Annotated in this window: 18 protein-coding genes; 8 read left to right on the forward strand and 10 right to left on the reverse strand. The window is 68.0% G+C overall.

The features are described from left to right. Positions 1-58: 58 nt before the first annotated feature. The 10 genes from LJF27_RS04210 to narX form a co-directional block, all read right to left on the reverse strand. Positions 59-304 (reverse strand): YgjV family protein, encoded by a 246-nt coding sequence (locus LJF27_RS04210; protein ID WP_003092978.1) that lies wholly within the window; start codon positions 302-304, stop codon positions 59-61. Between the two features lie 29 nt (positions 305-333). Continuing rightward, complete coding sequence (locus tag LJF27_RS04215; RefSeq protein WP_003118288.1) at positions 334-1,233, reverse strand: TIGR01459 family HAD-type hydrolase; 900 nt, start codon at positions 1,231-1,233, stop codon at positions 334-336. Positions 1,234-1,337: 104 nt separating this feature from the next. Then, positions 1,338-1,994 carry a tyrosine phosphatase TpbA gene (gene tpbA / locus LJF27_RS04220; protein WP_003105672.1) on the reverse strand — a complete coding sequence of 219 codons (657 nt, stop codon included), beginning with the start codon at positions 1,992-1,994 and terminating at the stop codon, positions 1,338-1,340. A 94-nt stretch (positions 1,995-2,088) separates the two neighbouring features. Beyond that, the gene (locus LJF27_RS04225) at positions 2,089-2,475 is read right to left on the reverse strand and encodes a hypothetical protein (protein WP_003113771.1); all 387 of its coding nucleotides are present in this window, start codon (positions 2,473-2,475) and stop codon (positions 2,089-2,091) included. A gap of 20 nt (positions 2,476-2,495) precedes the next feature. Next, positions 2,496-3,326 carry an SDR family oxidoreductase gene (locus LJF27_RS04230; RefSeq protein WP_004351549.1) on the reverse strand — a complete coding sequence of 277 codons (831 nt, stop codon included), beginning with the start codon at positions 3,324-3,326 and terminating at the stop codon, positions 2,496-2,498. Positions 3,327-3,412: 86 nt separating this feature from the next. After that, complete coding sequence (locus LJF27_RS04235; RefSeq protein WP_023117152.1) at positions 3,413-4,162, reverse strand: class I SAM-dependent methyltransferase; 750 nt, start codon at positions 4,160-4,162, stop codon at positions 3,413-3,415. 15 nt (positions 4,163-4,177) lie between these two features. After that, positions 4,178-4,642, reverse strand: a complete 465-nt coding sequence (locus LJF27_RS04240; RefSeq protein ID WP_023117151.1) for a hypothetical protein — start codon at positions 4,640-4,642, stop codon at positions 4,178-4,180. 171 nt (positions 4,643-4,813) lie between these two features. Continuing rightward, on the reverse strand, positions 4,814-5,209 hold the full coding sequence (gene anvM / locus LJF27_RS04245; protein ID WP_003092971.1) for an anaerobic/virulence modulator AnvM: 396 nt from the start codon (positions 5,207-5,209) through the stop codon (positions 4,814-4,816). 84 nt (positions 5,210-5,293) lie between these two features. Continuing rightward, positions 5,294-5,953 carry a two-component system response regulator NarL gene (gene narL, locus LJF27_RS04250; protein WP_003092968.1) on the reverse strand — a complete coding sequence of 220 codons (660 nt, stop codon included), beginning with the start codon at positions 5,951-5,953 and terminating at the stop codon, positions 5,294-5,296. Further along, complete coding sequence (narX, locus tag LJF27_RS04255) at positions 5,950-7,818, reverse strand: two-component system sensor histidine kinase NarX (RefSeq protein ID WP_003105296.1); 1,869 nt, start codon at positions 7,816-7,818, stop codon at positions 5,950-5,952. Before narX ends, narL begins: the two co-directional genes overlap by 4 nt. A gap of 174 nt (positions 7,819-7,992) precedes the next feature. On the opposite strand from narX, the gene LJF27_RS04260 reads away from it, so the two are divergent. From LJF27_RS04260 to moaA, 8 genes are all read left to right on the forward strand, one after another. After that, complete coding sequence (locus LJF27_RS04260; RefSeq protein ID WP_003105298.1) at positions 7,993-9,288, forward strand: nitrate/nitrite transporter; 1,296 nt, start codon at positions 7,993-7,995, stop codon at positions 9,286-9,288. A gap of 11 nt (positions 9,289-9,299) precedes the next feature. Beyond that, positions 9,300-10,706: a nitrate/nitrite transporter NarK2 gene (narK2, locus tag LJF27_RS04265; RefSeq protein ID WP_003105301.1), complete on the forward strand. Its 1,407-nt coding sequence runs from the start codon at positions 9,300-9,302 to the stop codon at positions 10,704-10,706. A 75-nt stretch (positions 10,707-10,781) separates the two neighbouring features. Continuing rightward, a complete protein-coding gene (locus tag LJF27_RS04270; RefSeq protein WP_003122056.1) occupies positions 10,782-14,567 on the forward strand; it encodes a nitrate reductase subunit alpha in 3,786 nt (1,261 codons plus the stop codon). A gap of 11 nt (positions 14,568-14,578) precedes the next feature. Continuing rightward, positions 14,579-16,120, forward strand: coding sequence for a nitrate reductase subunit beta (gene narH, locus LJF27_RS04275; RefSeq protein ID WP_003092958.1), 1,542 nt, complete (start codon positions 14,579-14,581; stop codon positions 16,118-16,120). Positions 16,121-16,125: 5 nt separating this feature from the next. Next, positions 16,126-16,866 (forward strand): nitrate reductase molybdenum cofactor assembly chaperone, encoded by a 741-nt coding sequence (gene narJ / locus LJF27_RS04280; protein ID WP_003092956.1) that lies wholly within the window; start codon positions 16,126-16,128, stop codon positions 16,864-16,866. Between the two features lie 2 nt (positions 16,867-16,868). Continuing rightward, positions 16,869-17,552, forward strand: coding sequence for a respiratory nitrate reductase subunit gamma (gene narI, locus LJF27_RS04285; RefSeq protein ID WP_003092953.1), 684 nt, complete (start codon positions 16,869-16,871; stop codon positions 17,550-17,552). A 54-nt stretch (positions 17,553-17,606) separates the two neighbouring features. Then, positions 17,607-18,425, forward strand: coding sequence for a peptidylprolyl isomerase (locus LJF27_RS04290; RefSeq protein ID WP_010793396.1), 819 nt, complete (start codon positions 17,607-17,609; stop codon positions 18,423-18,425). Positions 18,426-18,481: 56 nt separating this feature from the next. Beyond that, the gene (gene moaA / locus LJF27_RS04295) at positions 18,482-19,471 is read left to right on the forward strand and encodes a GTP 3',8-cyclase MoaA (protein ID WP_003092949.1); all 990 of its coding nucleotides are present in this window, start codon (positions 18,482-18,484) and stop codon (positions 19,469-19,471) included. The last annotated feature ends 459 nt before the right edge of the window (positions 19,472-19,930 follow it).

The raw sequence follows: 19,930 nt of genomic DNA on the forward strand, positions 1-19,930 counted from the left end.
GCGCAGCCTTCGCAAAGCGAGCGCCCGCCGTCATGGCGGGCGTTTTCGTTGGCGGCCATCAGGCGCTGTCCTGTGGCGCTTCGTTGCGATGGGTGCCGCGCAGGTTCATCGCCGCCAGGCAGACCTGCAGCAGGATCAGCGCATAGGCCTGGGCGTACAGGCCCCAGGCGATCCACAGCAGGTTGCTGGCGAGGAACACCCAGAAGCCGACCTTGCGTCTTCGCCGATGCGCCGACGCCACCAGCCAGGCGGCCACCACTGTGACCAGCATGGCGGGCCATTGCAGGTAGTCCAGCCAGTGCATGCGTGCATCCTTTTTCCGACCTTTGAGGGTCAGACCAGCCCTGGCGCGGCAAAGTGCGGTCGGATCGGATAGCCGTGCAGCAGCGACCTGACCCGCTCCTCGTCGAGTGCTCCGTTGAACTCGGCGCCCAGGGCTTCGCGGTGGATGCCGGTGGCGCCCAGCCAGAGCGTATCGATGCGCGCGGCGAGGGCGCCGGGGACGTCGGTCACCAGCGAGTCGCCGACGAACAGGATGTGCCGCGCGCCGCGCGCTTCCAGTTGCCGCTGGGCGATGCGGAAGGCCGCCGGGTCGGGCTTGCCGTACCAGCTGACCTGGCCGCCTTCCTCGCTGAACAGCTCGGCGAGCATGCCCGCGCCGTATACCGTGCGGCCGCCGGAAACCACCACGCGGTCCGGGTTGGCGCAGAGGAACGGCAGGTCGGTGGCGCCGCGCAGGGGCGCGAAGCGCTGTTCCAGTTCATCCTGGGGAAAGCTGCCGACGCCGACGATCAGCGCCGCCTGGGCGATGTCCTCGACGAAGCGCTCGCGGATTTCCGCCGGCCAGCTCTGCTGGGCCAGGCCGACGCCGGCCAGGTAGATACCGCCACGCCGGTATTCGGCGGTTTGCAGCAGGGCGTCGATGGTCAACTGGCCGGACGTGGTGATGCCGGCGAACCAGTCGCGCCGGATGCCCAGGCGCTCGAGCCCGGCGCTCATTTCCGCCACGCTGCTGGACGAGTTGCTGAGGAACCAGACCGGGCGGCCTTCGGCGTGCCGCCGGGCGAGCCAGGCAAGGGCGCCGGGGAACGCCTCGGCGCCGTCCATCACTACGCCCCAGAGATCGAGAAGGAAGCCGTCATAGTCGGCGCAGAGCGCCTCCAGTTGCGCATGGTCGAGCAGGCGGGTGCTGGTGGCGGCGCTGAAGCGCGGGGAGGTCGGGGCATCGCTCATGGGAGTCTCGTCGCGGCTGTCGAAGTGGGCCGCCGCGTGCGGCGGCGAGTCCCAAGGGTGCCAAACTTGCGTGACGGGACCAAGCCTTTCGGCCCTGCGCGTGTTTACGGCCGGTCGAGCGCCTGGGCCATCCACTCGCGCACATGGCAGACGGCGAAGCGCGACGGGCTGCATTCGCCGTTGGCCATCGCCAGGCGCAGGCCGTCGACGTCGGCGCCGCGCACATAGGCGCTGGCGTCGCGCATGTCGTCCTCGTCGCCGAAACCGCCGTGCTGCATTTCCTCCAGCGCGGCCTGCTTGTCCCAGCCCTGCACGACGATGCGGTACATGGCGGCGAACAGTCCGGTGCGGTTGTTGCCGTGCTTGCAGTGCATCAGTACCGGGCCTTCGCGCTCGGCGGCCTGCAACTGGCGGAGGACGCTGAGCACCTCGGCGTCGTCGACCCGGTCGGCGTGGGTCGGCAGGCTGAGCACCCGCACCGGAGCCTGGCCCAGCCAGGCGCGGTCGTCGTCCTTGATGAAGCTGACCACCGTCTTCACCTGCAGGCGTTGCAGCAGCGCGACGCTCTGTGCGTTGGGCAGCGCGCTGCGATAGAGGGTGGGGCTCATGCGGTAGAGGTTGATCGACGGGTCGACCGCTTGCGCCCAGGCTGGCGAACGCGTGGCGGCAGTCTCGGCGGCATGCAGCGGGCCGCCGAGCAGGAAGGCGCCGAGCACGGCGGCGAGGAGCAGGCGGAGCCAGGCGAGCGGTGAACGGTGCATGTCGGCCTCGTGCGGTGGGTGGCCAACACTAGGCGAGGGCGGGTCAAGCCGAGCTGAAGAGAATGTGAAGAATTCGTTGAGGCAGCCTCACCTGTCAGCGCAGGAAGAATCCATAGACCCTGCCGGAGAAGAACACCAGCAACAGCGCCGGATAGCACAGGTAGTGCAGCACCACGATGAGCAGTGCCGCCGGGCTGGGATCGCCTTTCAGCGAGGCGAGGCCGACCAGCAGCAGGTAAAGGACCCCGAGCACTCCGCCATACAGGGCGACCAGGCGCAAGCGCTCGCCCCAGGTCGGCCAGCGCCGCTGCGCGCGGGCGAACCACCAGGCCAGGCCGCCGGCGACCAGCGCGGCGATCAGCAGGCTGGCCGGCAGGCCGCCGAAGCGGACCACCCCGCGCAGCAGCACGTTGAGCAGGATCGCCGCGGCGATCCCGGCCAGGGCGTAGTAGCGGATGGGTACGGCAAGGCGGTCGCCCATGGCGGTATCTCCTGGCGGTTTCAGAGGCGCGTGTCGAGACCGAAGCGCTTCTTCAGCAGCCGCTCCAGCAGGCCGCGCGGTAGCCAGCGGGCCAGCGCCGGCAGGGCCCGGCTGCCATTGCCGATGCGCACCAGCGGCGGGCGCGGACGGCGCTGCACGGCGGCTAGCAACTGGCGGGCGAAGTCTTCGGCGGACGTGGGATTGTCCTGGGATGCCGCGGCGCGCGCCTGGATCTGCCGGCGCAACGGCCACCAGGGCGAGCGTTCGTCGACCACGCTGTCCAGCTCGCGGCTGGCGCTGGCGCCGAAGTTCGAGGCGATGGCGCCCGGCTGCACTTCCAGCACCTCGACGCCGAACGGTGCCAGCTCCAGGCGCAGGGCATCGCTCAGCGCATGCACCGCGGCCTTGGAGGCGCAGTAGGCGCCGGCGAAGGGCGTGACCAGCACGCCGGAGACGCTGCCGACGTTCACCACCAGGCCGGACTTGCGCCTCAGTAGCGGGAACAGCGCGCGGGTCACGCCGACCACGGCGAACACGTTGGTCTCGAACTGCCGGCGCATGGCTTCGACGCCGCCGTCCAGCAGCGGACCCATGGCGCCGTAGCCGGCGTTGTTGACCAGCACGTCGAGGCCGGCGGCTTCGACTTCCAGTTCCTCGGCCAGACGGGCCAGCGCGGCGGCGTCGTTGACGTCCAGTTGCACCGCCTGGAAGCCGGCCTCGGCCAGGGCACGCACGTCGTCCTCCTTGCGCGCGCTGGCCCAGACCCGGTAGCCGGCGCGCTGGAAGGCGTCGGCGAGGGCGCGGCCGATGCCGCTGGAGCAGCCGGTGACGAAGGCGACGGGTTGGCTCATGGGCAGCGTTCCTTGGCTGGGAGTTGGAAGGAGGGCGGCCTACCGTACTGGATTCGCCGGCCGCGGAAAACCGCTCGAAGGCTCGGTCAGGCGTCCTTGCGCGCGATCCGCAGCGCCAGCGGCATGCGAACCCTGCGTGTCGAGGTCGGCTCGCCCCAGAGCGCGGCGACCCGTTGCAGGGCCTGGCGCACGAAAGCGTTGCCCTGCGCCTCGCGGCACAGGCGGCTGGCCGACCAGGTGGCCATGTAGTCGAACAACCGGGCCAGGCTCCATTGTTGCTCGATGACGAAGGCCGGCGCGGGGAGTTCGCCCAGCGGCAGCTCGACATCCCGGTAGGCGTTCCACAGCAGGCGGTTCTGTTGCGCCCAGTACGGGCCGATCGGGCGCAGGTATTCCTCGTCGATGGCGGCATCGATCTGCGCGTCGATGCTGAACCAGCCGTAGCCCCAGGCGGCGAACACGCCGCCGGGACGCAGCACGCGCAGCAGCTCGCGGTTGAAGCGCGAATGGTCGAACCAGTGCCAGGCCTGGGCTACGCAGACCAGGTCGAAGGCGGCGTCGGGATAGTCGGTGGCTTCGGCGTCCTGCACGCTGTAGCGGATACCCGTATGGACAACGGCGTGTTCGATCTGCTGCGCGCTGGTGTCGCTGGCGAGGACTTCGCCGAAGTACTGCGCCAGGCCGAGCGCGGCCTGGCCGGTACCGGTGGCGCAGTCCCAGGCGCGCCGGCGCTGGCCGCAGAGCCCGGCGAGATGGCGGTAGAGCGCATCGGGATAACGCGGGCGGGCGCTGGCGTAGGCAGCGGAGCCCTGGTCGAACAGACGGCGGGTTTCCATCGGGTCCTCCCTCGGTCAGTTGCCGAAACGCCCGTCCAGGCGTTCGGCGCGGAATTCCAGGGTGCTGGCGCGATAGCCCGGACGCAGCGGCGGCAGCGGCAGGCAATCGTGCCAGCTGTCGCCGCCGAGCAGGGCGTTCGGCGCCCGGTAGCGCGGGCTGTCGAAGCTGGTGTCGGCCAGGTTGACGCTGTCGCCGGGGCGGTAGGCGGCGATCCTCCAGCGTAGCTCCAGCAACGGTCGGTCGCTGCCGTTCTTCAGTTCGACCGCCAGCGGCCGGTCCACCGGACAGCGTTCCGGCGCATAGCTCAGGCGCAGTTCCTGGCGTTGCAGGTGGCGGCTTTCGTCGTTGTCCTGCCAGATCACCCAGGCCGCCACCAGGCCCAGCCCGACGAGAGCCGCCAGGGAGACCGGCAGGGCCTTGGCCGGGTATCGGACGAGGAGGATGACCCAGGTGAGAACCAGCAGCGCACCGATCAGCATTGAAATGTCCTTTCTTCGAAGCCGAGGGGACATCCTAGCGCACTGCTGCGTATCGCAGGCGGTACGGGCACGCTTACGCGGCGGAGGCGCCGCGATATGCGCGAGGGAGGCCGAAAGGCGGGGATGCGGGTTTCGGCAGGCTGGGGATAGCCGCCGCCCCCGGCCTCGCCGTCATTCGCAGCGGCGCTTGCCGCCCGGCGTCAGCAGACGCTCCAGCTCGACGAACAGGCGCTCGGCGTCCTGCGCCTCGCAGTCCTCGCCGTAGCGCTTCTTCAGGCCGTGTTCGCTGAGGGTCAGGTGCAGGGTCGGGACTACCTCGTGGCGCGCCAGGCAGCCTTTCACGCAATGCAGCGGGCAACCGTCGAGGGCCAGGATCGGTCGCCCGGAGCGGGCCCGGCGGACCAGCAGCGGGACGTCGCCGCCGACTCCGGCGATGCAGGACATCTCCGCCAGCCGGGCGCGATCCAGGCGCAGCGCGAGATCGTTGGCCAGTTGCGCCACGTTGGAGCAGCCGGAGCAGGCGTAGACCAGGGGAAGGGGATCGTCGGGGCTGCGTTCGAACATCATGACGGGCGCCTCGTGGAAGGAAGCCGCCAGTATCGACGCAGCGCCGCGGTGGATTTCTTGACCGGAATCAAGCCCGCGCGCGGCTCACACCAGGTCGTTCTCCACCGCCCACACCGCGGCCTCGACCCGCGAACGCATGCCGAGCTTGTGCAGCACCCGCTTGACATGGACCTTCACCGTGCCTTCGGTGATGTCCAGCTTTCGCGCGATCATCTTGTTGCTGTAGCCGTGGGCGATCTGGCGGAGGATCTGCCGTTCGCGCTCGGTCAGCTCGTCGAGGCTCTTCGAGCGGTCGTCGCCCCGCAGGGCCTGGGCGAGGATCTGGGTCAACTGCGGGCTGAGGGTCATCTGTCCGGTGGCGGCCTGGCGGATGTGCTCGAGCAGGCGCTCCGGCTCCATGTCCTTGAGCAGGTAGCCGTCGGCGCCGGCGCGCAGGACGTTGACCACGTCGCCCTTGTCGTCGGACACGGTGAACACCACGATGCGCGCGTCGACTCCGGCCTCGCGCAACGCGCGCAGGGTGTCCAGGCCGTTCATGCCCTTCATGTTCAGGTCCAGCAGGATCATGTCCGGGTCCAGCTCGGCGGCCAGGCGCAGGGCTTCCTCGCCGCTGCCGGCCTCGCCGACCACGCTGAGGTCGTCTTCCAGTTCGAGCAACTGGGCGACGCCCTTGCGCATCATCGGATGGTCGTCCACCAGCAGCAGGCGAACCGGTTCGTCGGCGGTGGCTGGCATGTCCGTCATGGGGTCGGCTCCTTGGCGGCGGAGGGTTGCAGGGCGGTCGGCACGAAGCTGAAGAGCACTCGCGTGCCGTGAGGTGCGCGCGCTTCGAAGCGCAACTGGCTGCCGAGGGTCTGGCCGCGCTCCTGCATGATGGTAAGCCCATAATGGCCGCTACGGTTCTGCTGCGGATCAAAGCCGACGCCATCGTCCTCGACGGCGATGCTCACCTGGCCGTCGGCCTGGCTGCTCAGGCGCACCCAGGCCCGTTGCGCCTGCGAATGGCGAACCACGTTGGAGAGCGCCTCGCGGACGATCTGCAGGACGTGGATTTCCTCGTTGGGGCTCAGCGGCACGTGTTGCAGGCGGTTGTCCAGTTCGATCGTCACCTCGCCGCGCTCGCCGAACTCGGCCACGGCGTTCCCCAGCGCGGCTTCCAGGCTCGGCTCGTCGAGGCTGAGGCGGAAGGTGGTGAGCAGTTCGCGCAGTTGCCGGTAGGCGCCGTTGAGGCCTTCGCGCAGTTCGTCGAGGGTGTCCTCGATCTTCTCCGCCGGCGCCTCGCGCTTGAGCAGGGTGCCCAGGCGGCTGACCTGGATCTTCAGGTAGGACAGCGACTGTGCCAGCGAGTCGTGCAGTTCGCGGGCGATGGTGCCGCGCTCGGCGAACAGGGCCAGGCGGCTTTCCTGTTCCTGTTGCAGGGACAGGGCGAAGGTGCGGGCGATGTTGTCGCAGAAGGTCTCGATCAGTTGCTGCTGCCAGTTCTCCAGGCGGCCGCTGCGGCTTTCGATGAACAGTTCGCCGAAACGGTGGCCGGCGATGGACAAGGGCTGCATCAGCAATGGCTGGGCCAGGGACGAGGGTTGGTCGCAGGCGCTGGCCTGCTCGCGGCAGCTACCGCAGTCGCCCTGCAGGCAGAAGTCCGCCGGGCGCTCGGTGGTGGTCAGCGAACTGTAGGCGCGCTCGACCCCGTCCTTGTTCAGGCAGAGGGTCACGCGGCCGGCGTCGAGCACTTTCTCCAACTGGTTCAGCAGCGGTTGCAGGGTGCGGCTGTCGTAGGGGTTCTCGCCCAGCCGGCGGGCGCTGGCGTAGAGCAGTTCGAGGCGCTGGTGGCTCTGCGAGAGGGCGCGGGTCTTGTCCTCCACGCGCTCTTCCAGGTCGCCGTAGATGCTCTTCAGCTCGCCGGCCATCTGGTTGAAGCGCTCGCCCAGTTGCGCCAGTTCGTCCTCGCCGCTGTAGGTGACCCGCGCGTCCAGCTCGCCGCGGCCCAGGCGGCGGGCGGTGCTGGTGAGTTCGCGCAGCGGGCCGATGACGTGATAGCTGAGGTCGTAGAGGGTGACGAACACCACCAGCAGGCTGAGGAACAGGCACAGGCCCTGCACCGTGCTGAGCAGTTGCGAGCGGCGCTCGGCCTTGGCCTGGAGGATGCCGACGAAACGGTCGATGTCGCCGACGTAGGCGTCCAGCACGGCGCGTCCGGGCAGCGCGCGCGGGTCCAGGCGCGCGAGGCCCTCGCGCAGCTCCTGGTGCAACTGGCGGATCGGGTCGTCGGCGTCCTGGCGTTGCAGCAGGCGGCGGATGTCGCCGCTGTCGAGGCGTTCGCCGAGGGTCCCGAGCAGCGCCTGGCGGCCTTCCAGGCTGGGCTCCAGGGCGACCCGGTAGGTGAGCATGCGCAACGAGCCGGCGTGGTTGATCACCGCGGCGTCCTGGTGCGTGTAGTCGGCGAAGAGCAGGGCGCTGAACATCCCGATCAGCGCCAGCGATACCAGCAGGGTGAGGTAGCAGCCGAAGCGGACTACCAGGGAGCGGCGCAGGATCGGCTTTCCGGCCCTGTCACTACCTCCAAAGAATCTGTCCCGCTGGTCAGCGTCCGGCGCGGTCGCCTTGTTCATGAGAAAAGCCTTTTAAAACAGTGAGTTGCGCAATAATTTCAGCCGTACCTCTTTCGAGGTAGGGGCGCGCATCTAGGCACGGAACGGCCGGTATTTCATTGATTCCTATCAAATTTGCATAGGAACACCTTCCCTAGGCTCTCGCTGAACGCTGTCCGTGCAGAGAGTTTAGCCATGGCTTCCCTACGTCAGAAACAGTACTCCGTCCTCGGCATGAGTACCTTGTCCTTCGCGGTGAATTTCGCCGTGTGGACGATGTTTTCGATCATCGGCATCCGCATCAAGGACGAGCTCGGCCTGAGCGAATCCCAGTTCGGCCTGATGGTCGCCCTGCCGATCCTCACCGGCTCCCTGGTGCGCCTGCCGCTGGGCCTGATCACCGACCGCTTCGGCGGCCGCATCGTGTTCTTCATCCACATGCTGCTGGTGGCCATCCCGATCTACGGCCTGGCCTTCGCCAGCCAGTACTGGCACTACCTGGTGCTCGGCCTGTTCGTCGGCCTGGCCGGCGGCTCCTTCGCGGTCGGCATCGCCTACACCTCGGCCTGGTTCGAGAAGGAGCGCCAGGGCACCGCGATGGGCATCTTCGGTGCTGGCAATGCCGGCGCGGCGATCACCAACCTGGTGGCGCCGATGATCGTGGTCGCCTTCGGCTGGCGCATGGTGCCGCAGGTCTACTCGGTGGCCATGCTGGTCACCGCCGTGCTGTTCTGGCTGTTCACCTGGACCGATCCGGCGCACCTCAAGGGCGCCGCCGAGGCCAGCCAGCGGCCGACCCTGGCCAAGCAACTGGCGCCGCTCGCCGAGCTGCGCGTCTGGCGCTTCGGCCTGTACTACTTCTTCGTCTTCGGCGGCTTCGTCGCCCTGGCCCTGTGGCTGCCGAAGTACTACATCGCCGAATACGGCCTGGACCTGAAGACCGCGTCCTTCATCACCATGCTGTTCACCCTGCCGTCCGGCCTGATCCGCGCCCTCGGTGGTTGGTTCAGCGACCACTACGGCGCGCGCTCGGTGAACTGGGGCGTGTTCTGGGTCTGCCTGGTGTGCCTGTTCTTCCTCTCCTACCCGCAGACCACCATGACCATCCACGGCATCCAGGGCGACCTCAGCCTGGGCATCGGCCTGAACGTCTGGCTGTTCACCTTCCTGGTGTTCGTCGTCGGCATTGCCCAGGGCTTCGGCAAGGCCAGCGTGTACCGGATCATCCACGACTACTACCCGAGCAACATGGGCACCGTCGGCGGCATGGTCGGGGTGATCGGCGGCCTCGGCGGCTTCTGCCTGCCGATCCTGTTCGGCTACGCCGCCGACCACATCGGCGTGCGCTCCTCCTGCTTCATGTTGCTGTTCGGCCTGACCGTGGTCTGCATGGTCTGGATGCACTACGCGATCAAGCAGCAACGCCGCATCGACGGCCAGGCCGCCTCGGCCGACGTCGACCTTCCTCCCACCCTTCCCACCCACTCCTGAGGAATGCCGTCATGGGCATGATCGCCAATACCCAACTGAAAGCCGCACGGGGACCGCTGCTGCTCGACTGGCGCCCCGAGGACCCCGAGTTCTGGGCGCGCAACGGCAAGCGCATCGCCAGCCGCAACCTGTGGATCTCGATCCCCGCGCTGCTGCTCGCCTTCGCCGTGTGGATGATCTGGAGCACGGTGACTGTGCGCCTGAACAGCGCCGGCTTCGCCTTCAGCAACGACCAGCTGTTCCTGCTCGCGGCGCTGCCGTCGATCTCCGGCGCCACCCTGCGGGTGTTCTATTCGTTCATGGTGCCGATCTTCGGCGGTCGTCGCTGGACCGCCCTGAGCACCGCCTCGATGCTGATCCCGTGCATCTGGCTGGGCTTCGCCGTGCAGGACCCGAGTACCCCGTACTGGGTGTTCGCCCTGATCGCGCTGCTCTGCGGCTTCGGCGGCGGCAACTTCGCCTCGAGCATGTCCAATATCAGCTTCTTCTATCCGAAGAGCCAGCAGGGCACCGCCCTCGGCCTGAATGCCGGGCTCGGCAACCTTGGCGTCTCGGTGATGCAGTTCGCCGTGCCGCTGGCGGTGGCCGGCGGCCTGTTCGGCGCCTTCGGCGGCGAGCCGCAGCAGCTCGGCGACGGCGGTCGCCTGTGGCTGCAGAACGCCGGCTGGATCTGGGTGCCGTTCATCGCCGTGGTATCGGTCGCGGCCTGGTTCGGGATGAACGACATCGCCGACGCCAAGGCCTCGTTCCGCGACCAGGCGGTGATCTTCAAGCGCAAGCACAACTGGCTGATGTGCTGGCTGTACGTGGCCACCTTCGGCTCGTTCATCGGCTTCTCGGCCGGCTTCGCGATGCTCAGCAAGACCCAGTTCCCCGACGTCAACCCGCTGCAATACGCCTTCCTCGGTCCGCTGGTGGGCGCCCTCAGCCGGCCCCTGGGCGGCTGGCTGGCGGACAAGTTCGGCGGCGCGCGGATCACCCTGTGGAACTACGCGCTGATGATCGGCGGGGTGTTCGCGGTGATCGCCTTCCTGCCGGGCGACGGCGGCCAGGGCAACTTCTTCGGCTTCCTTGGCGCCTTCATCCTGCTGTTCTTCTTCGCCGGCATCGGCAACGGCTCCACCTTCCGCATGATCCCGGTGATCTTCCGCAACGAGTGGGCCCGGCGGGTGCGCGACGGCCAGGCCGACGAAGCCGGCGCGGCGCGCAACGCGAGCATGGAGTCGGCCGCGGTGATCGGCTTCTCCGCCGCCATCGGCGCCTTCGGCGGGTTCTTCATCCCGAAGGCGTTCGGCACCTCGCTGCACATGACCGGCAGCGCCGAGGGCGCCCTCTACGTGTTCATCGCCTACTACCTGAGCTGCATCGTCGCCACCTGGTGGTGGTACGCGCGCAAGGGTGCGGAGAGTCCCTGTTGAGTCCGTCGGCAGCAGCCCGCGGCAACCCCTGATTAGCGTTGTAACGCCCGGCACAGACCGGGTGAGGAGATCAAGATGAGTCACCTGCTCGACCGCCTGCAGTTCTTCAAGAAGAAGCAGGGCGAATTCGCCGATGGCCACGGCGAGACCAGCAACGAGAGCCGCGCCTGGGAAGGTGCCTACCGGCAGCGCTGGCAGCACGACAAGATCGTGCGCTCCACCCACGGGGTGAACTGCACCGGCTCCTGCTCCTGGAAGATCTACGTGAAGAACGGCCTGATCACCTGGGAAACCCAGCAGACCGACTACCCGCGCACCCGTCCGGACCTGCCCAACCACGAGCCGCGCGGCTGCCCGCGCGGGGCCAGCTATTCCTGGTACATCTACAGCGCCAACCGCCTGAAGTACCCGAAGGTGCGCAAGCCGTTGCTCAAGCTCTGGCGCGAGGCGCGGGCGCAGCACGGCGACCCGGTGAACGCCTGGGCCAGCATCGTCGAGGACGCCGCCAAGGCGAAGAGCTACAAGAGCCAGCGCGGCCTGGGCGGCTTCGTCCGTTCCAGCTGGGACGAGGTCACCGAGATCATCGCCGCGGCCAACGTCTACACCACCAAGACCTACGGTCCGGACCGGGTGATCGGCTTCTCGCCGATCCCGGCCATGTCGATGGTCAGCTACGCCGCCGGCGCCCGCTACCTGTCGCTGATCGGCGGGGTCTGCCTGAGCTTCTACGACTGGTACTGCGACCTGCCGCCGGCCAGCCCGCAGATCTGGGGCGAGCAGACCGACGTGCCGGAGTCGGCCGACTGGTACAACTCCAGCTACATCATCGCCTGGGGCTCCAACGTGCCGCAGACGCGGACCCCGGACGCGCACTTCTTCACCGAGGTGCGCTACAAGGGCACCAAGACCGTCTCCATCACCCCGGACTATTCCGAGGTGGCCAAGCTCACCGACCTCTGGCTCAACCCCAAGCAGGGCACCGACGCCGCGCTGGGCATGGCCTTCGGTCACGTGATCCTGAAGGAGTTCCACCTCGACCGGCCGAGCGCCTACTTCGTCGACTACTGCCGCCAGTACACCGACATGCCGATGCTGGTGTTGCTGGAAGAACACGCCGGCGGCGCGTTCAAGCCGACCCGCTACCTGCGCGCCGCCGACCTGGCGGACAACCTCGGCCAGGACAACAACCCCGAGTGGAAGACCATCGCCTACGACGAGCGCAGCGGCGGGCTGGTCTCGCCCACCGGCGCCATCGGCTACCGCTGGGGCGAGTCTGGCAAGTGGAACATCGCCGAGCTGGACGGCAGGAGCGGTGACCAGACGCGCCTGCAACTGTCGCTGCTCGATGGCCCGGAACATGCCTGCGAGGTGGCCTTCCCGTACTTCGCCGGGCAGGAGCACCCGCACTTCAAGGGCGTCGCCAACGACGAGGTACTGCTGCGCCGGGTGCCGTTCCGCGAGATCGTCGCGGCGGACGGCAAGCGCCTGCGGGTGGCCACCGTCTATGACCTGCAGATGGCCAACTACAGCATCGACCGCGGCCTGGGCGGCGACAACGTGGCGACCTCCTACGAGGACGCCGACACGCCCTATACCCCGGCCTGGCAGGAGCGCATCACCGGCGTCCCGGCGGCGCGCGCGACGCAGGTCGCCCGCGAGTTCGCCGACAGCGCCGACAAGACCCGCGGCAAGGCGATGGTGATCATCGGCGCGGCGATGAACCACTGGTACCACATGGACATGAACTACCGCGCGGTCATCAACATGCTGATGATGTGCGGCTGCATCGGCCAGAGCGGCGGCGGCTGGGCGCACTATGTCGGCCAGGAGAAGCTGCGCCCGCAGACCGGCTGGGCGCCGCTGGCCTTCGGCCTGGACTGGAGCCGGCCGCCGCGGCAGATGAACGGCACCAGCTTCTTCTACCTGCACAGCTCGCAATGGCGCCACGAGAAGCTGTCGATGCACGAGGTGCTGTCGCCGCTGGCCGACGCCAGCCGCTTCGCCGAACACGCCCTGGACTACAACATCCAGGCCGAACGCCTCGGCTGGCTGCCGTCGGCGCCGCAACTGAACCGCAACCCGCTGCGCATCGCCGCCGAGGCCGAGGCCGCCGGCCTGCCGGTCGCCGACTATGTGGTGCGCGAACTGAAGAGCGGCGGCCTGCGCTTCGCCAGCGAATCGCCGGACGATCCGCAGAACTTCCCGCGCAACATGTTCATCTGGCGCTCCAACCTGCTGGGCTCCTCCGGCAAGGGGCACGAGTACATGCTCAAGTACCTGCTCGGGGCGAAGAACGGGGTGATGAACGATGACCTCGGCAAGGCCGGCGGTCCGCGTCCCACCGAGGTCGACTGGGTCGACGACGGTGCCGAGGGCAAGCTCGACCTGGTCACCACCCTGGACTTCCGCATGTCCTCCACCTGCATGTACTCGGACATCGTCCTGCCGACCGCTACCTGGTACGAGAAGGACGACCTCAACACCTCCGACATGCACCCCTTCATCCATCCGCTGTCGGCGGCCACCGATCCGGCCTGGGAAGCCAAGAGCGACTGGGAGATCTACAAGGCCATCGCCAAGAAGTTCTCCGCCGTCGCCGAAGGCCACCTCGGCGTGGAGCAGGACCTGGTCACGGTGCCGCTGCTGCATGACACCCCCACCGAGCTGGCGCAGCCGTTCGGCGGCGACGGCCATGACTGGAAGAAGGGCGAGTGCGAGCCGGTGCCGGGACGCAACCTGCCGACGCTGCACCTGGTCGAGCGCGACTACCCGAACGTCTACCGCAAGTTCACCTCGCTCGGTCCGCTGCTGGACAAGCTGGGCAACGGCGGCAAGGGCATCGGCTGGAACACCGAGAAGGAAGTGAAGCTGGTCGGCGACCTCAACCATCGCGTGGTCGAGAGCGGCGTCAGCCAGGGCCGGCCGCGTATCGACAGCGCCATCGACGCCGCCGAGGTGGTCCTCGCCCTGGCTCCGGAAACCAACGGCCAGGTCGCGGTCAAGGCCTGGGAAGCGCTGTCGAAGATCACCGGCCGCGAGCACGCCCACCTGGCGCTGCCCAAGGAAGACGAGAAGATCCGCTTCCGCGACATCCAGGTGCAGCCGCGCAAGATCATCTCCAGCCCGACCTGGTCCGGCCTCGAGGACGAGCACGTCAGCTACAACGCCGGCTACACCAACGTCCACGAGCTGATCCCGTGGCGCACCATCACCGGTCGCCAGCAGTTCTACCAGGATCACCCGTGGATGCAGGCGTTCGGCGAAGGCTTCGTCAGCTACCGGCCGCCGGTCAACACCCGGACCACCGAGAAACTGTTGAACAGGAAGCCCAACGGCAACCCGGAGATCACCCTGAACTGGATCACCCCGCACCAGAAATGGGGCATCCACTCCACCTACAGCGACAACCTGCTGATGCTCACCCTGTCGCGCGGCGGTCCGATCATCTGGCTCAGCGAGCACGACGCGGCCAAGGCCGGGATCGTCGATAACGACTGGGTCGAGGTGTTCAACGCCAACGGCGCGGCGACCTGCCGCGCGGTGGTCAGCCAGCGGGTCAAGGACGGCATGGTGATGATGTACCACGCCCAGGAACGCATCGTGAACGTACCCGGCAGCGAGACCACCGGCACCCGTGGCGGCCACCACAACTCGGTGACCCGCGTGGTGCTCAAACCGACCCACATGATCGGCGGCTACGCCCAGCAGGCCTGGGGCTTCAACTACTACGGCACGGTCGGCTGCAACCGCGACGAGTTCGTCGTGGTGCGCAAGATGAGCAAGGTCGACTGGCTGGACGAACCCCGCCACGGCGGACTCGGCGGCGACGCCCTGCCGCAACCGCTGCCCCAGGACATTTGAGGAGAGACGCCATGAAAATTCGTTCGCAAGTCGGCATGGTGCTGAACCTCGACAAGTGCATTGGTTGCCACACCTGCTCGATCACCTGCAAGAACGTCTGGACCAGCCGCGAAGGCATGGAGTACGCCTGGTTCAACAACGTCGAGACCAAGCCCGGGATCGGCTACCCGAAGGAATGGGAAAACCAGGAGAAGTGGAAGGGCGGCTGGGTGCGCGCGGCGGACGGTTCGATCCGCCCGCGCATCGGCGGCAAGTTCCGCGTGCTGGCGAACATCTTCGCCAACCCGGACCTGCCCGAGATCGACGACTACTACGAACCGTTCGACTTCGACTACCAGCACCTGCATACCGCGCCCAAGGCCGAGCACCAGCCGGTGGCGCGCCCGCGCTCGCTGGTCTCCGGGCAGCGCATGGAGAAGATCGAGTGGGGCCCGAACTGGGAGGAGATCCTCGGCACCGAGTTCGCCAAGCGGCGCAAGGACAAGAACTTCGACCAGGTCCAGGCGGACATCTACGGTGAGTACGAGAACACCTTCATGATGTACCTGCCGCGCCTCTGCGAGCACTGCCTGAACCCGGCGTGCGTGGCGTCCTGCCCGAGCGGGGCGATCTACAAGCGCGAGGAGGACGGCATCGTCCTGATCGACCAGGACAAGTGCCGCGGCTGGCGGATGTGCATCTCCGGCTGCCCGTACAAGAAGATCTACTTCAACTGGAAGAGCGGCAAGTCCGAGAAGTGCATCTTCTGCTACCCGCGCATCGAGGCCGGCCAGCCCACCGTCTGCTCGGAGACCTGCGTCGGGCGCATCCGCTACCTCGGCGTGCTGCTCTACGACGCCGACCGCATCCACGAAGTGGCCAGTTGCGAGAACGAGCGCGAGCTGTACGAGAAGCAACTGGAGATCTTCCTCGATCCGTTCGACCCGGCGGTGATCGCCCAGGCGCGCAAGGACGGGGTGGCCGACAGCGTCATCGAGGCGGCGCAGAAGTCGCCGGTGTACAAGCTGGCGATGGACTGGAAGCTGGCCCTGCCGCTGCACCCGGAATACCGCACGCTGCCGATGGTCTGGTACGTGCCGCCGCTGTCGCCGATCCAGAACGCAGCCGCCGAGGGGCACATCGGCAGCGACGGGGTGATCCCGGACGTCGAGTCGCTGCGCATCCCCGTGCAGTACCTGGCCAACCTGCTCACCGCCGGCGACACCGCGCCGGTGCTGCTGGCGCTCAAGCGCCTGCTGGCGATGCGCGCCTACAAGCGCGCCGAGCACGTCGAAGGCCGCCAGGACCTGGAGGTGCTGGCCAAGGTCGGGTTGAGCGTGGAGCAGGTGGAGGAGATGTACCGCTACCTGGCCATCGCCAACTACGAGGATCGCTTCGTGATCCCCAGCGCGCACCGCGAGGAAGCGCTTTCCGATGCCTTCGCCGAGCGTTCCGGCTGTGGCTTCAGCTTCGGCAACGGCTGTTCCGGCGGCAGCAACTCCGCCGTCAACCTGTTCGGCGGCAAGCCGACCAACCGCCGCGACGTGATCCAGGTCGTGCAGATCCAGGAGTGAGCGCCATGAACGATCACAGCCAACTGTTCCGCCTGCTCGCCCTGCTACTCGACTATCCACGCGCCGAGCTGCGCGAGGAGAGCCTCGGCCTGCATGCGCTGATCCGCACCTGCGAACTGCCGGAAGCGCTGCGCGACGGCCTCGCGGCGCTGCTCAACGAGCTCTGCCAGGGCGACCTGCTGGACGTCCAGGCGCGCTACGACGGTCTCTTCGAGCGCGGCCGCTCGGTCTCGCTGCTGCTCTTCGAGCACGTCCACGGCGAGAGCCGCGACCGTGGCCAGGCGATGGTCGACCTGCTCGACCGCTATACCGGGGCCGGCCTGCAAATCGACGTACCGGAGCTGCCGGACTACCTGCCGCTGTACCTCGAATACCTGTCGCTGCTGCCGTTCGCGGCGGCCAGCGAAGGGCTCGCCGAAGTGGCGCACATCCTCGGCCTGCTGGCGCTGCGCCTGGAGGAACGCGGCAGCGCCTATGCGGCGATTTTCGAGGCGTTGCTGGAACTCGGCGGCGAGCGCCCGGACCTCGGCGCGTTGCGTCGCGACCAGGCCCAGGAACAGCGCGACGACAGCCTGGAGGCCATCGACCGGGCCTGGGAGGAAACCCCGGTGAGCTTCACCGACCCCGCCGGCGGTTGCCCGTCGAGCAGCGGCCGCCGTCCAACGGCGTCCACCGAACAACCATTGCAATGGGTCGCCCAGCCGGTACCGCAGATGCAGTACCGCGCGGCCCGCGAAGGAGTCTGAGCATGTCGACCAATCTTCTGTTCTTCGGGATCTATCCCTATGTCGCGCTGCTGATCTGCCTGGTCGGCAGCTGGGCGCGCTTCGACCTCTCGCAGTACACCTGGAAGGCCGGTTCCAGCCAGATGCTCAGCAAGAAGGGCATGCGGGTATACAGCAACCTGTTCCACGTCGGCGTGCTGTTCATCCTCGCCGGCCACTTCGTCGGCCTGCTGACCCCGGCCTCGGTCTACCACCACCTGATCAGCACCGAGAACAAGCAACTGCTGGCGATGGTCTCCGGCGGCTTCTTCGGCGTGCTCTGCTTCATCGGCCTGAGCGGACTGATCCTGCGCCGCCTGACCGACGCGCGGGTGCGCGCCACCGGCAACGCCTCCGACCTGATGATCCTGCTGGTGCTCTACGCCCAGCTGATCCTCGGCCTCTCCACCATCGTCGCCTCGACCCATCACATGGATGGCTCGGTGATGGTGATGCTCGCCGACTGGGCCCAGGCCATCGTCACCCTGCGTCCGCTGGCGGCGGCCGAAGCCATCGCGCCGGTGGGCCTGGTCTACAAGCTGCACGTCGGCCTGGGCCTGACCCTGTTCGTGCTGTTCCCCTTCACCCGCCTGGTGCACATCGTCAGCGCGCCGGTGTGGTACCTGGGCCGGCGCTACCAGATCGTGCGCCAGAAACGTCCTGCCTGAACCCTGGGCGGCCGGCGCATCCGGCGCCGGCCCGCCGAACCGAGGTGATCGATCATGAGTTGCTCCCACTACGAAGAACGCGTCGAGAAGGTCGAACTGCCGCAACTGAAGGTCAACGGCGTGGCCATCGGCGAAGACCTGCTGGCCCGCGAACTGCAATACCACCCGGCGGACAGCTACGCGCTGGCGCTGGAGGCCGCCTGCCGTGCGCTGATCGTCCGCCAGTTGCTCCTGCAACGGGCCGACGCGCTGGGCATCGAGGCCCGCTGCGAAGACGGCGAGACGCCGGAGGAAGCGCGCATCCGCCAATTGCTGGAGGAAGAGGTGCAGGTCCCGGAAGCCGACGAAGACGCCTGCCGGACCTGGTACGCGGCCAATCCTGGACGCCTGCTCGGCCCCTGGCGCCTGCAATTGCGCCATGTGCTGCTGGCTTGCGCGCCGGACGACCTGGAAGGCCGCGAGACGGCGCGCAAGCAGGCCGCGGAGCTGCTCGACGAGTTGCGCGGGCATCCCGAGCGCTTCGTCGACCTGGCCCGGCGTTTCTCCGCCTGTCCGTCGAAGGAGTCGGGTGGCGACCTTGGCTGGATCGAGCCGGGGCAGACCGTCCCCGAATTCGAGAAGCGCCTGCTGCGCCGCGCGCCCGGGCTGCTCGAGCATCCGCTGGAAAGCCGCTATGGCCTGCATGTGGTGGAACTGCTGGCGCGCGAAGGCGGCGAGCCGCTCGACTTCGACGCGGCCCGCGCACAGATCGCCGCGCACCTGCAAGCGCAAGTGTTGCAGCGGGCCGTGGGGCAGTACATCGGCGTGCTGGCGGGAGACGCCTGCATCGAGGGCTTCGCCTTCGAGGGCGCGGATGGGGCGCTGGTGCAATAGGTTTCGGCGCCGTTGTTTCCCTCTTCCTCCCGAAGATCAAACGGAGTACCCAGGACATGACCGACTGGATCGATGGCCAAGGCCGACAGATCGACTACCTGCGCCTGTCGGTCACCGACCGTTGCGACTTCCGCTGTGTCTACTGCATGGCCGAGGACATGCGCTTCCTGCCGCGCCAGCAGGTGCTGACCCTGGAGGAGATCGAGCGGGTCGCCCGGCTGTTCGTCGCCGGCGGTGTGCGCAAGCTGCGCCTGACCGGCGGCGAGCCGCTGGTGCGGCCCGGCATCGTCGGCCTGTGCGAGCGCCTGGCGGCACTGCCGGGGCTGCGCGAACTGTGCATGACCAGCAACGGCTCGCAACTGGTGCGCTACGCCCGGCCGTTGTACGACGCCGGCCTGTCGCGTCTCAACATCAGCCTCGACACCCTCGATCCGCTGCGCTTCCGGGCGATCACCCGCAACGGCGAGCTGGACAAGGTGCTGGCCGGCATCGACGCCGCCCAGGCCGCCGGTTTCCGCCGGATCAAGCTGAACGCGGTGGTGATGAAGGGGCGCAACGCCGATGAGGTGCCGGCGCTGGTGGACTTCGCCATCGCCCGCGGCCTGGATATCAGCTTCATCGAGGAGATGCCGCTTGGCCAGGTCGGCCGCGAACGTGGCGAGAGCTTCTGCTCCAGCGACGAAGTACGCGCGCTGATCGCCCAGCGCCACGCCTTGCTCGACAGCGCCGAGCAGAGCGGAGGGCCGGCGCGCTACGTGCGCCTGGTCGAGCATCCGCAGACACGCATCGGCTTCATCTCGCCGCACTCGCACAACTTCTGCGCCACCTGCAACCGCCTGCGCCTGACCGTCGAGGGCCGCCTGCTGCTGTGCCTCGGCCACGAGCATTCGCTCGACCTGCGCGCGCTGCTGCGCCGCCACCCGCTGCACGACGGGCCGTTGCTGGAAGCGATCGGCGAGGCGCTCCAGCGCAAGCCGGCGCGCCATGAATTCAGCGCCGCCGGCGAGGTGCAGGTGCTGCGCTTCATGAACATGAGCGGCGGCTGAGGCGACTCGGGGCGCCTCCAGCGGGCCTTCGCCAGCGGCCAGGGCGAGGCCGCTCTTCTGGTAGGCCAGCAGGGTCTCGTCGCCGGTCTCGCTGCTGTACAGCTCGCCCCCGGAAAACATCACGGCATAACCGTCGCAGGAACTGCGTGCGATCACCTAGCTGCGCCGCGCGTCCGGGTGGCCGGGCATGTCCAGCCCGACCGGGTCCCGTACGTCGCTCAGGCACCCTTCGGTACTCGCGCTCGGCGCCGACCTGGGCGCGCTAGCTGGCGGAGCGCGGCTTGCGACGGGTAGCGAAGCCTCTCAAGGGCGTTGACGAAACGAAAAAATCCCCGCGGCATGAGCGTGACGCGGGGATCCAGGCGTAAATAGAGCCTTAACCGTGATAGCTGAAATGGAGCAAGGGGTGATGTCTGCGTAGCGGAACACCTCGCGGGGTGGCTGTGTATGGCTCAAGAC

It is taken from the genome of Pseudomonas sp. 203-8, from assembly GCF_020708595.1.
GTDB classification, from domain to species: domain Bacteria; phylum Pseudomonadota; class Gammaproteobacteria; order Pseudomonadales; family Pseudomonadaceae; genus Pseudomonas; species Pseudomonas aeruginosa.

Excerpts from the sequence above, each read along its gene's own strand:
- LJF27_RS04210 (WP_003092978.1), bottom strand. The coding sequence starts at position 304 with ATGCACTGGCTGGACTACCTGCAATGGCCCGCCATGCTGGTCACAGTG.
- LJF27_RS04215 (WP_003118288.1), bottom strand. The coding sequence starts at position 1,233 with ATGAGCGATGCCCCGACCTCCCCGCGCTTCAGCGCCGCCACCAGCACC.
- tpbA (WP_003105672.1), bottom strand. The coding sequence starts at position 1,994 with ATGCACCGTTCACCGCTCGCCTGGCTCCGCCTGCTCCTCGCCGCCGTG.
- LJF27_RS04225 (WP_003113771.1), bottom strand. The coding sequence starts at position 2,475 with ATGGGCGACCGCCTTGCCGTACCCATCCGCTACTACGCCCTGGCCGGG.
- LJF27_RS04230 (WP_004351549.1), bottom strand. The coding sequence starts at position 3,326 with ATGAGCCAACCCGTCGCCTTCGTCACCGGCTGCTCCAGCGGCATCGGC.
- LJF27_RS04235 (WP_023117152.1), bottom strand. The coding sequence starts at position 4,162 with ATGGAAACCCGCCGTCTGTTCGACCAGGGCTCCGCTGCCTACGCCAGC.
- LJF27_RS04240 (WP_023117151.1), bottom strand. The coding sequence starts at position 4,642 with ATGCTGATCGGTGCGCTGCTGGTTCTCACCTGGGTCATCCTCCTCGTC.
- anvM (WP_003092971.1), bottom strand. The coding sequence starts at position 5,209 with ATGATGTTCGAACGCAGCCCCGACGATCCCCTTCCCCTGGTCTACGCC.
- narL (WP_003092968.1), bottom strand. The coding sequence starts at position 5,953 with ATGACGGACATGCCAGCCACCGCCGACGAACCGGTTCGCCTGCTGCTG.
- narX (WP_003105296.1), bottom strand. The coding sequence starts at position 7,818 with ATGAACAAGGCGACCGCGCCGGACGCTGACCAGCGGGACAGATTCTTT.
- LJF27_RS04260 (WP_003105298.1), top strand. The coding sequence starts at position 7,993 with ATGGCTTCCCTACGTCAGAAACAGTACTCCGTCCTCGGCATGAGTACC.
- narK2 (WP_003105301.1), top strand. The coding sequence starts at position 9,300 with ATGGGCATGATCGCCAATACCCAACTGAAAGCCGCACGGGGACCGCTG.
- LJF27_RS04270 (WP_003122056.1), top strand. The coding sequence starts at position 10,782 with ATGAGTCACCTGCTCGACCGCCTGCAGTTCTTCAAGAAGAAGCAGGGC.
- narH (WP_003092958.1), top strand. The coding sequence starts at position 14,579 with ATGAAAATTCGTTCGCAAGTCGGCATGGTGCTGAACCTCGACAAGTGC.
- narJ (WP_003092956.1), top strand. The coding sequence starts at position 16,126 with ATGAACGATCACAGCCAACTGTTCCGCCTGCTCGCCCTGCTACTCGAC.
- narI (WP_003092953.1), top strand. The coding sequence starts at position 16,869 with ATGTCGACCAATCTTCTGTTCTTCGGGATCTATCCCTATGTCGCGCTG.
- LJF27_RS04290 (WP_010793396.1), top strand. The coding sequence starts at position 17,607 with ATGAGTTGCTCCCACTACGAAGAACGCGTCGAGAAGGTCGAACTGCCG.
- moaA (WP_003092949.1), top strand. The coding sequence starts at position 18,482 with ATGACCGACTGGATCGATGGCCAAGGCCGACAGATCGACTACCTGCGC.